Below are 11,340 nucleotides of genomic sequence, written 5' to 3'. Positions count from 1 at the left end.
GCCAGCAGTTCTTCGTTTTTGAAGTCGGCGGTCACGGCGTACATCCTGCGGGTTCTGCGCGGCGGTGGGGTGGATCCGGGCGCACAAAGGTAGTGGTCGAGCGCGCGGTCGGCGGCATCGTGGAGCTTTTTCGAATCGAGGGATTCGTAGGGGGAGGTGGGGTCGGTTTCGGGTGGGTTGGGTGTTGGTTTGATCATGGTGAAGCCTCTAGAGTAGTGAGGCCGGCACCTTTCGCTGCTAACGAAGGAGGTGGCGGCTGTACGCGGGTTAGCAGACCAGGACTCTAGAACCCGGCGCACCGAAGTGCCCCACGCAAAGCCGCCATAACGACAACGGACTTTGTGCGTCTAGAGAAAACCCGGGCTGCTAAACCCGATCACTGAACAATCAGCGACCGAACCACAATAGAACCCGCCCCCAAGGCGCACAAGCCGGCGGATTCTGGCGTAGCTGTAGGCAATGGCGCAAGGATGTGTAGCCTTGGAGGCGTGTCTGGAGGTGTCTTTTAAACGCCTGAGTTTAAAATAGCGATTTGCGCTGACTTCACTGGCCTCTTCGCGAGCAAGCTCACTCCCACATTTGGAATGCGTTTCTCTGTGGGAGCGAGCTTGCTCGCGAAACGGCCATCCCGGTCAACAGAAAAATCTCGATCAAGCCCCGCTGCTAAATCACTGGTTAAATATAACCGTCCCCTTTTCTTACTCGCCTGTTCCGCGCCGGCAAGGGCAAGCGCCCGGATCCACTCAAGGACGATTTGCCGATCCCGCCGGATTTGCGCCGCGATGCCTGACGTTTGTCAGCTGCGACGGTATGGGCTCGTTTGGGAGATCGAATCCAGTCACAACCCTCCTTGTAAGACCGCCATTCTGCCAGTGACGGTATGCTGCCCCCCTGTGCAGTGGCGGCATCAGCGCAACTTGTATAGGTGCCGAAGATTCCTGTGCCAAAAAGATAATGCACATTTGAAGCTCCCACAGGGTAACTCGCCGTCTATCCGTCGCTGTCCGTCACCGTGATTGTTGCGCGTCCGTTGCCGCGAGAAATCACCTTTCCAGTAGTTTCGTCGAGGTCGACAATTATCTTGCTCGAGTGATAAGTGTACGGCTCCCGTCCCCCGGCAGCGGTTCTTGTCGCGAATGCACCTTCCGGTGGGGTGTGGGGAGGGAGATCCTGGTTCCTGAAGTTCCACGCAGCCAATGACAGCAATGATTCATCGATTGTCAGCTTTTCCATGGTCAGCTCCTGTCCAGTGAAGTGCCCGATAGATTCGGGTCGTCGAATCAGAGCATTCAAGGAATCGGTGTTCTACTGTCAGGTCTGACAGGTGGATGGGGTTTTCAGACGGATGGTGGTGATGACCTGTCAGATCTGACAGTAGACGTCATCTCGCAACTGCGCTGCCATGCACTTGGGAATAATCCCTGGGCAAAGAGCGCACGATCATGGCGGACCGAATCTACAAAAAACTTGAAGGGATGAATGTGGAATATGTTTCAGGGAGGTTGGAGGAAAACCTGAAGGAAAGGTCGATCCGATACGAAGTCACCTTCGAGCTGGAACTGGACTTTACCCACTTTGTGCACATGGCTCACGTTTTTATCCCGGGTTATCTGGATAACCCGGTCAACGCCATCAGGCCTGAGCTCGACGGTCTGGCTTACCACTACGCCTACAACTATCTGTTCGGAACTGAAGAAGACATTCGCGATAATCAGGCGTTGTTCAGGCTGTTCACCTCGCCACGAAACTACATGGATAAATGGGCGACGGGGCGTGATTTGGAGGTACGTTATGGCAAGCCGCAGTTCGAGGCGGTCGGGCCCAAGTTACGGATCACTGCGCACCGAGATTTCCGGGCGTTGGAGGGCAGGCGCCAGATTGAAATTGGTGATCTGCCGGTTATGCAATTTCATTGGGCGCTCAATCTGATGGAGGGCCACATGGAGGTTCCACAGATTCGAGCGCCACAGACCAGGGTTGTGCTCATGTACATGGACGAGGACTTTGTCGAGATCGACGGAGAGCAACTATTTCGGGGGACGCGGTACATCGATAGCAAGCAGCTAGGCTTCGGTGAAATTTCGCCCAAGCAGATTCTGATCGCGCAGTAACCAGCATTGTAAGATCGCAGGTTATGCAGCGACCGATCCATACAGAGCCCGACTCCAAAGCGCATAAGCCGTCTGGCTGCGGCTGCTTATTCTTTGATGTCGCTGCTGGCCCCCTTCGCGAGCAAGCCCGCTCCCGCAGGAGCTGTGTGATACACCTGTTCTGTATTCACTGAAGATCGACTGTGGGAGCGGGCGTGCTCGCGAAAGCGTCAGTCCAGACGCCGAAATCTTCCCGATAAACCCTTCTGTTTCAATCCCCGGCAAAAGTTGGAAGGCTTCTTGCAGTAGCCGCCGTGCGCCTGCTTCGGGCGTCAAAAGTTTGCTTTAAAGGAACGGGGAAAACCGGTGGATCGCTCTCAGTTATTCAACACTGCTCGCTCGAATGTTGCCGACCTCAGTCGAGGCAATCTGGGCGTGCCGTTGTTGCTGCTGGTCATGCTGGCCATGATGATGCTGCCGGTGCCGCCGTTCCTGCTGGACGTGTTTTTCACCTTCAACATTGCGCTGTCGATTGTCGTCCTGCTGGTCTGCGTGTACGCGTTGCGGCCGCTGGATTTCGCGGTGTTCCCGACGATTCTGCTGGTGGCGACGCTGCTGCGGCTGGCGTTGAACGTGGCCTCGACGCGGGTGGTGATGCTCCACGGTCAGGACGGCCACGCCGCCGCCGGCAAGGTGATCCAGGCCTTCGGTGAAGTGGTGATCGGCGGTAACTACGTGGTCGGTATCGTGGTCTTCGCGATCCTGATGATCATCAACTTCGTCGTGGTGACCAAGGGTGCCGGGCGGATTTCCGAGGTGAGCGCGCGCTTCACCCTCGACGCAATGCCTGGCAAACAAATGGCGATCGACGCCGACCTCAACGCCGGTCTGATCGACCAGAACCAGGCCAAGGCGCGCCGTCAGGAAGTCGCGCAAGAGGCTGAGTTCTACGGTTCGATGGACGGTGCCAGCAAGTTCGTGCGGGGTGACGCGATTGCCGGCTTGCTGATCCTGTTCATCAACCTCATCGGCGGCATGGCGGTCGGTATCTTCCAGCACAACATGAACTTCGCCGACGCCGGCAAGGTGTACGCCTTGCTGACCATCGGTGACGGTTTGGTGGCGCAATTGCCATCACTGTTGTTATCGACAGCGGCAGCGATCATGGTGACCCGTGCTTCCGGTTCGGAAGACATGGGCAAGCAGATCAACCGGCAGATGTTCGCTTCGCCCAAAGCACTGGCAGTGGCGGCTGGTCTGATGGCGGTCATGGGCCTTGTTCCGGGCATGCCGCATTTCTCCTTTCTGAGCATGGCCGCACTGGCCGCCGGTGGTGCCTACTTGTTCTGGAAAAAACAGAACGTCGCCAAGGTGCAGGCGCTGCAGGAAGTTCAGCGTCAGCAGGAACTGCTGCCGTCGCCGGCCCGCGCCATGGAAACCAAGGAGCTGGGCTGGGATGACGTGACGCCGATCGACATGATCGGCCTGGAAGTTGGCTATCGCCTGATCCCGCTGGTCGATCGCAATCAGGGCGGGCAGTTGCTGGCGCGGATCAAGGGCGTGCGCAAGAAGCTCTCGCAGGACCTGGGCTTCCTGATGCCGACCGTGCATATCCGTGACAACCTCGATCTGGCGCCGAGTGCCTACCGCCTGACCCTGATGGGCGTGATCCTGGCCGAAGCCGAAATCTACCCGGATCGCGAACTGGCGATCAACCCGGGGCAGGTCTACGGCACGCTCAACGGCATTACCGCCAAAGATCCGGCTTTCGGCCTGGAGGCGGTGTGGATCGAAGTCAGCCAGCGCGCGCAGGCGCAATCGCTCGGGTACACCGTGGTCGACGCCAGTACCGTGGTCGCGACGCACTTGAACCAGATTCTGTACAAACACTCCAGTGAGCTGATCGGCCACGAAGAAGTGCAGCAACTCATGCAATTGCTGGCCAAAAGCTCGCCGAAACTGGCTGAAGAGCTGGTGCCGGGTGTGGTGTCGCTGTCGCAATTGCTCAAGGTGCTGCAGGCATTGCTGGCCGAACACGTGCCGGTACGCGACATCCGCAGCATTGCCGAAGCCATCGCCAACAACGCCGCCAAGAGTCAAGATACCGCCGCTTTGGTGGCCGCCGTACGCGTCGGCGTATCCCGCGCCATCGTCCAAAGCATTGTAGGCACTGACTCCGAGCTGCCTGTGATCACCTTGGAACCAAGGTTGGAACAAATATTGCTCAATAGTCTGCAGAAGGCAGGACAAGGCTCGGAAGAGGGCGTTCTGCTGGAGCCAAGCATGGCCGAGAAGCTGCAGCGTTCGCTCATCGAAGCGGCGCAGCGCCAGGAAATGCAAGGTCAACCGGTGATCCTGTTGGTAGCAGGCCCGATCCGCGCGATGCTCTCGCGTTTCGGTCGCCTCGCCGTCCCGGGGCTGCACGTGTTGGCCTACCAGGAAATTCCGGACAACAAGCAAGTGACCATCGTTGCGACAGTAGGGCCCAACGGCTGAGGTAGTGGTTTATGCAAGTTAAGCGTTTTTTCGCCGCCGATATGCGTCAGGCCATGAAGCTGGTTCGTGATGAGCTGGGCGCTGATGCCGCCATCATTGGCAACCGCCGCATTGCCGGCGGCGTCGAGCTGACGGCGGCGCTGGATTACAAGTTGTCGGCGCTGGCGCCACGGGTTCCGAACATGGAACTCGAGGACGAACTGCGCAAGACCCAGTCGCGCATCGTCACCGCTCAGGCCGAACTGAGCCTGCGTGGCGAAGCCGATGGCAATAGCAATCGCCAGATCTTTGCCGGGCTGCCGTTGACGGCCGGCCTGCCACTGACCGCTGCCGAGCCGTTGAGCGAACCGACCTACGCCGCCCCGGCGCGTCCGGCGCCGGCAGCTGCACCAGCATCGGCGGGTGTCGATCCGCGTGCGCTGGATTCGATGCGTTTCGAATTGAACAGTCTGCGTGAGCTGATGGAAGTGCAGCTCGGCACCCTGGCCTGGAACCAGCTGCAAGGCAGCCGTCCGGCGCAAGCCAATCTGTATCGCCGCCTGCAGCGCATCGGTCTGTCCGGGCCGTTGTCGCGCGACCTGCTGGCGATGATCACCGACATCGAAGAACCGCGTCAGGCCTGGCGCATGCTGCTCGCGCACCTGGCGCGGATGATTGCCGTACCGGAAGTCGAGCCGCTGGAAGAGGGCGGGGTGATTGCCATGGTCGGCCCGGCCGGCATGGGCAAGACCACCACCCTGGCCAAACTCGCTGCGCGCTACGTGCTCAAGTACGGCGCGCAGAATGTGGCGCTGGTCAGCATGGACAGCTTCCGCATCGGTGCGCAGGAGCAACTCAAGACCCTGGGGCGGATTCTCAACGTGCCGGTGACCCACGTCGATCCGGGCCAATCGCTGGTTCAGGCGCTGGACCCTCTGCTGCGCAAACGCGTGGTGCTGATCGATACCGCCGGCCTGCAGGCCAGCGATCCGGCGCTGCGCATGCAGCTGGAAAGTCTGGCCGGGCGTGGCATCCGTTCAAAAAATTATCTGGTGCTGGCAACCACCAGCCAGAAACAGGTTCTAACCGCCGCTTATCACAGTTACAAGCGTTGCGGGCTTGCCGGCTGCATCCTGACTAAACTGGATGAGACGGCCAGCCTTGGCGAAGTGTTGAGCCTGGCGATCAGTCATGAACTGCCGGTCGCGTACCTGACCGATGGCCCACGGATTCCGGATGATCTGCATCTGCCGCGCCGTCATCAGCTGGTCAGCCGCGCCGTCAGCGTGCAAATGCAGGAAGAACCCAGCGAAGAAGCCATGGCTGACATGTTCGCTGATATCTACCACAGCCCGACCAAGCAGGTTGGCTGAGGTAATGAACAGTTTTTGTACCTACATCGATGGTCTGCCATGCATTGTTCCGGTTGTGAACGCGCAGCCAGTAATGTGGCCTCCGTCTATGCAAGACAAGGTAAAGAAATAACATGGGCAGCATGCATCCCGTACAGGTGATCGCGGTGACCGGCGGCAAAGGTGGCGTCGGCAAGACTAACGTGTCAGTGAACTTGTCTCTGGCGCTGGCAGAGCTTGGCCGTCGGGTCATGCTGCTGGACGCTGACCTGGGGCTGGCGAACGTCGACGTTCTGCTGGGACTGACCCCCAAACGCACGCTGGCCGATGTGATCGAAGGCCGCTGCGAGCTGCGCGACGTGCTGTTGCAGGGCCCCGGCGGGATCCGCATCGTGCCGGCCGCTTCCGGCACCCAGAGCATGGTGCACCTGAGCCCGGCGCAACATGCCGGTCTGATTCAGGCCTTCAGCGACATCGGCGACAATCTCGATGTACTGGTGATCGACACCGCTGCGGGCATTGGTGACTCGGTAGTCAGTTTCGTGCGCGCGGCGCAGGAAGTGTTGCTGGTGGTCTGCGACGAGCCGACCTCGATCACCGACGCCTACGCGCTGATCAAACTGCTCAACCGCGACTACGGCATGAACCGCTTCCGCGTCCTCGCCAACATGGCGCAGAGCCCGCAGGAAGGGCGCAACCTGTTCGCCAAGTTGACCAAGGTCACGGATCGCTTTCTCGACGTCGCCTTACAATACGTCGGCGCGGTGCCGTACGACGAAAGCGTGCGCAAGGCAGTGCAGAAGCAGCGAGCGGTCTATGAAGCCTTTCCGCGTTCCAAGTGCGCGCTGGCGTTCAAGGCGATCGCACAGAAGGTCGATACCTGGCCGCTGCCTGCCAACCCGCGTGGGCACCTTGAGTTTTTCGTCGAGCGCCTCGTGCAGCAAACGGCAGGGCCTGTGTTATGACCGCCAGCGGTATGAACTACTACAAGAAATCGGCACGTGACGCGCAGTACGAGTTGATCGAGCGTTACGCGCCACTGGTCAAGCGCATTGCCTATCACCTGCTGGCGCGCTTGCCGGCGAGTGTGCAGGTTGAAGACCTGATTCAGGCCGGGATGATCGGCCTGCTCGAAGTCTCGACCAAATATGACGCCAGCAAAGGCGCCAGTTTCGAAACGTACGCGGGCATTCGGATCCGCGGCGCGATGCTCGATGAAGTGCGCAAGGGGGATTGGGCACCACGCTCGGTTCACCGCAACACCCGTATGGTCAGCGACGCAATTCGCTCAATTGAAGCTAAAACCGGCCGTGATGCTAAAGATCACGAGGTTGCGGCCGAACTCCAATTGAGTCTCGATGATTACTACGGGATTTTGAATGACACGCTGGGCAGCCGGCTGTTCAGTTTCGACGACCTGCTGCAGGACGGCGAACACGAAGGGCTGCACGAGGATGGCGCCAGTGCTCATCTTGAGCCGTCACGCGATCTGGAAGATGAACGCTTCCAGGCTGCGCTGGCGGACGCGATTGCCAATTTGCCGGAGCGTGAGCGACTGGTGTTGGCGCTGTACTACGACGAAGAACTGAACCTCAAGGAAATCGGTGAAGTCCTTGGCGTCAGTGAATCGCGGGTCAGCCAGTTACATAGCCAGTGCGCGGCCCGTTTGCGGGGGCGTTTGGGGGAGTGGCGAGCGCGCTGAAGGCAGTGTGGGGACACTGCGAACGAGGCTGGTGCGGTGATGAACGGCACCGGTCTTGCTCTGTTGTGCTCCAGACAGTCATCGAGTGCTTTGCCGGATTGATTGAAATGGCGCGTCCAGGTGCTGGGCGCGTTTAAGACTGCTTGGAGGTCGAATTGGACAAGAACATGAAAATCCTCATCGTTGATGACTTCTCAACGATGCGGCGGATCATCAAGAACCTGCTGCGTGATCTGGGGTTCACCAACACCGTCGAGGCCGACGATGGCACCACTGCCATTCCGGTGCTCAACAGCGGAAGCATCGACTTTCTGGTAACGGACTGGAACATGCCGGGCATGACCGGTATCGACCTGCTGCGCCACGTGCGTGCCGATGAAAAACTCAAGCACCTGCCCGTGCTGATGGTGACTGCCGAAGCCAAGCGCGAGCAGATCATCGAAGCGGCCCAGGCCGGCGTGAACGGCTACGTGGTCAAACCTTTCACGGCTCAGGCGCTGAAAGAAAAAATCGAGAAGATTTTCGAACGCATCGGCTGATGAACGCGCGGGGGAGCTATGGAGCATAACGAATCTTCACAGGGCGATTTCGAATCGACCCTGAAAAAACACGCGGTCGAACTGGTCGAGAGCCTTGAAAAAGGCAGGTTCGGCGACGCTGTGCAACTGATCCATGAGCTCAATCAGACCCGTGACCGTGGCCTGTATCAGGAAGTGGGCAAGCTCACACGCGAACTGCACAGTGCGATCGTCAACTTCCAGATTGATCCGCACATGCCGCAGGCCGAGGAAGTGTCGCAAATCACCGACGCCACCGAACGCCTGGGCTATGTGGTCAAGCTGACCGAAGCCGCGGCCAACCGCACCATGGATCTGGTGGAAAGCGCCACCCCGGTGGTCAATGGCCTGGCTGAAGAAGCCCAGGCGCTGAGCACCGATTGGGGCCGCTTCATGCGTCGTGAAGTCGGGGCTGAAGAGTTCCGCGAACTGGCGCGCCGGGTCGACGGTTTTCTGTCACGCAGCAGCACGGACAACCGTGCGGTGTCGAGCAACCTGAACGACATCCTGCTGGCTCAGGATTACCAGGACCTCACCGGTCAGGTGATCAAGCGTGTGACCCAACTGGTCACCGAAGTCGAAAGCAATTTGCTCAAACTCGTCCTCATGGCCAGTCAGGTTGACCGCTTTGCGGGCATCGAACACGACCGTGCCGCGATGCTTGCAGAAAAAGATCCACAAAAACATCTCTCGCAGGGTGAAGGTCCGCAGATTCATGCCGATAAACGAGAAGACGTTGTGTCCGGTCAGGACGATGTGGACGATTTGTTATCCAGCCTCGGATTCTAGAGTTTTGGAATTTTAGGTTTTTTGGGTTTTTAGACCTGTAGGAGCACCCCATTAATGAGCTTCGGCGCCGATGAAGAGATCCTTCAGGATTTCCTGGTTGAGGCCGGCGAGATTCTTGAGCAACTGTCCGAGCAACTGGTCGAGCTGGAAAGCCGCCCGGATGACGCAGATCTGCTCAATGCAATTTTTCGCGGTTTCCACACTGTAAAAGGGGGCGCCGGCTTCCTTCAGCTCAACGAGCTGGTGGAGTGCTGTCACATCGCCGAAAACGTGTTCGACATCCTGCGCAAGGGTGAGCGTCGCGTTGATGCAGAACTGATGGACGTGGTGCTCGAAGCACTGGACGCGGTGAACAGCATGTTCAGCGAAGTCCGTGAACGTGCGCCGATCACGGCGGCCACCCCGGAACTGCTGGCCGCGCTGGCGCGTCTGGCTGAACCGCAATCGGCCGACGAAGCCCCGGCTTCTCCGGTTGCCGAGATGATCGAAGAACTGGTCGTCGAAGGTGATTCAAGCGATTCGGGCGACATCACCGATAACGAATTTGAACAGCTGCTGGATTCGCTGAACGCCGTCAAGGCTGAAGCCGAAGCCCCGGCCGCTGCTGCACCTGCGCCGGCTGCCCATACGGCCGCCAGCGATGAAATCACCGACGCCGAATTCGAGTCGTTGCTCGATCAACTGCACGGCAAAGGCCAGTTCGCGCCAGACGCCGTTGCACCGACTGCGGCTGCTCCGGCGGCACCGGCGGCGGGCGACAGCTCGGACATCACCGACGACGAATTTGAAGCACTGCTCGATCAATTGCACGGCAAGGGCAACTTCGCCGTTGAAGCGCTGGAATCGGCTATTGCTTCGGCACCGGCTGCGCCTGCCGCACCGGCGGCCGCGGCTGCCGGCAGCGACCTGATCAGCGATCACGAATTCGAATCGCTGCTCGACGAATTGCACGGTAAAGGCAAGTTCACCGACGTTGGCGCCGCTGCTGCGGGCACCGCATCGACCGTGGCTGCGCCTGCTGCCAAGGCCGTCGCCGCTCCGGCTGCTGCGCCGAAAGCGGCGCCCAAGCCTGAACCGAAAGCCGAAACGCCGAAACCGGCTGCCGCTGCTGCACCGGCTCCTGCCCGTGCTGCCGCTGCTCCGCCGCCGGAAAAACCGGCGAGCGAAGCCGAAACCACCGTGCGTGTCGACACTGCGCGTCTCGACGAAATCATGAACATGGTCGGCGAACTGGTGCTGGTGCGTAACCGCCTGGTGCGCCTGGGTCTCAACAGCGGCGACGAAGCCATGTCCAAGGCCGTGTCGAACCTCGACGTGGTCACGGCTGACTTGCAGACCGCGGTGATGAAGACCCGGATGCAGCCAATCAAGAAGGTCTTCGGGCGCTTCCCGCGTCTGGTTCGCGACCTCGCGCGCCAGCTCAAGAAAGAGATCAACCTGGAACTGGTGGGTGAAGAAACCGACCTCGACAAAAACCTTGTCGAGGCCTTGGCCGACCCGCTGGTCCACTTGGTGCGCAACGCGGTCGACCATGGCATCGAGTCGCCGGAAGAGCGCGAAGCTTCGGGCAAGGCCCGTGGCGGTCGCGTGGTACTGGCCGCCGAGCAGGAAGGCGACCACATCCTGTTGTCGATCTCCGACGACGGCAAGGGCATGGACCCGAACGTCCTGCGTTCGATCGCGGTAAAACGCGGTGTGATGGACAAGGACGCGGCCGATCGCCTGAGCGATACCGAGTGCTACAACCTGATCTTCGCCCCGGGTTTCTCGACCAAGACCGAGATTTCCGACGTGTCCGGCCGCGGTGTCGGCATGGACGTGGTGAAAACCAAGATTTCCCAGCTCAACGGTTCGATCAACATCTACTCGACCAAGGGCCAGGGCTCGAAGATCGTCATCAAGGTGCCGCTGACGCTTGCGATCATGCCGACCCTGATGGTGATGCTCGGCAATCAGGCGTTTGCGTTCCCGTTGGTCAACGTCAACGAAATCTTCCACCTCGACCTGTCGACCACCAACGTGGTGGATGGCCAGGAAGTGGTGATCGTGCGGGACAAGGCGCTGCCATTGTTCTACCTCAAGCGCTGGCTGGTCAGCTCCGCCGCTCACGAAGAGCAGCGCGAAGGCCATGTGGTGATCCTGTCGGTGGGCACCCAACGGATCGGCTTCGTCGTCGATCAACTGGTCGGCCAGGAAGAAGTGGTCATCAAGCCATTGGGCAAAATGCTGCAGGGCACTCCGGGCATGTCCGGCGCCACCATCACCGGTGACGGCCGCATCGCGTTGATCCTCGATGTTCCAAGCATGCTCAAGCGTTACGCGACGAAGCGTATTTGAATCCGGGGCGGCGGGGCGACGACGTCCCGCTGCACCTA

The 11,340-nt window shown here is 59.7% G+C and carries 9 protein-coding genes and 2 pseudogenes; 9 read left to right on the top strand and 2 right to left on the bottom strand.

Going from position 1 to position 11,340, the window contains the following annotated elements; all coding sequences use genetic code 11:
- Window positions 1-197: pseudogene (locus B1722_RS04335) on the bottom strand (hypothetical protein); the annotation flags it as partial.
- A 512-nt stretch (window positions 198-709) separates the two neighbouring features.
- On the opposite strand from B1722_RS04335, the pseudogene B1722_RS29735 reads away from it, so the two are divergent.
- Window positions 710-790, top strand: a pseudogene (locus B1722_RS29735) (hypothetical protein); the annotation flags it as partial.
- A 200-nt stretch (window positions 791-990) separates the two neighbouring features.
- Here B1722_RS29735 and B1722_RS04330 read toward each other — a convergent pair.
- Window positions 991-1,233: a hypothetical protein gene (locus B1722_RS04330; protein ID WP_086791504.1), complete on the bottom strand. Its 243-nt coding sequence runs from the start codon at window positions 1,231-1,233 to the stop codon at window positions 991-993.
- 209 nt (window positions 1,234-1,442) lie between these two features.
- Between B1722_RS04330 and B1722_RS04325 the strand changes: the two genes are divergently transcribed.
- The 8 genes from B1722_RS04325 to B1722_RS04290 all read left to right on the top strand — a co-directional run bounded on the left by B1722_RS04325 (window position 1,443) and on the right by B1722_RS04290 (window position 11,302).
- On the top strand, window positions 1,443-2,111 hold the full coding sequence (locus B1722_RS04325) for a hypothetical protein (RefSeq protein ID WP_041072959.1): 669 nt from the start codon (window positions 1,443-1,445) through the stop codon (window positions 2,109-2,111).
- A 345-nt stretch (window positions 2,112-2,456) separates the two neighbouring features.
- The gene (flhA, locus tag B1722_RS04320) at window positions 2,457-4,586 is read left to right on the top strand and encodes a flagellar biosynthesis protein FlhA (protein WP_041072957.1); all 2,130 of its coding nucleotides are present in this window, start codon (window positions 2,457-2,459) and stop codon (window positions 4,584-4,586) included.
- 11 nt (window positions 4,587-4,597) lie between these two features.
- Entirely contained in the window at window positions 4,598-5,938 is a 1,341-nt protein-coding gene (gene flhF / locus B1722_RS04315) for a flagellar biosynthesis protein FlhF (RefSeq protein WP_041072955.1), read from the top strand.
- Window positions 5,939-6,051: 113 nt separating this feature from the next.
- On the top strand, window positions 6,052-6,882 hold the full coding sequence (gene fleN, locus B1722_RS04310; protein WP_003222917.1) for a flagellar synthesis regulator FleN: 831 nt from the start codon (window positions 6,052-6,054) through the stop codon (window positions 6,880-6,882).
- Window positions 6,879-7,619: an RNA polymerase sigma factor FliA gene (gene fliA, locus B1722_RS04305; RefSeq protein ID WP_007920004.1), complete on the top strand. Its 741-nt coding sequence runs from the start codon at window positions 6,879-6,881 to the stop codon at window positions 7,617-7,619. The genes fleN and fliA overlap by 4 nt, the downstream gene beginning before the upstream one ends.
- A 167-nt stretch (window positions 7,620-7,786) precedes the next feature.
- A complete protein-coding gene (locus B1722_RS04300; protein WP_003183998.1) occupies window positions 7,787-8,158 on the top strand; it encodes a chemotaxis response regulator CheY in 372 nt (123 codons plus the stop codon).
- 18 nt (window positions 8,159-8,176) lie between these two features.
- Entirely contained in the window at window positions 8,177-8,965 is a 789-nt protein-coding gene (locus B1722_RS04295; RefSeq protein ID WP_027613919.1) for a protein phosphatase CheZ, read from the top strand.
- A 54-nt stretch (window positions 8,966-9,019) separates the two neighbouring features.
- Window positions 9,020-11,302 carry a chemotaxis protein CheA gene (locus B1722_RS04290; RefSeq protein ID WP_086791502.1) on the top strand — a complete coding sequence of 761 codons (2,283 nt, stop codon included), beginning with the start codon at window positions 9,020-9,022 and terminating at the stop codon, window positions 11,300-11,302.
- Window positions 11,303-11,340: the final 38 nt, after the last annotated feature.

The sequence above is a fragment of the Pseudomonas sp. SCPG-7 genome (assembly GCF_002156405.1).
GTDB lineage: Bacteria > Pseudomonadota > Gammaproteobacteria > Pseudomonadales > Pseudomonadaceae > Aquipseudomonas > Aquipseudomonas parakoreensis.
The sequence above is the reverse complement of the archived record's forward strand: the minus strand, read 5'-3'. Positions and strand labels throughout refer to the sequence as shown.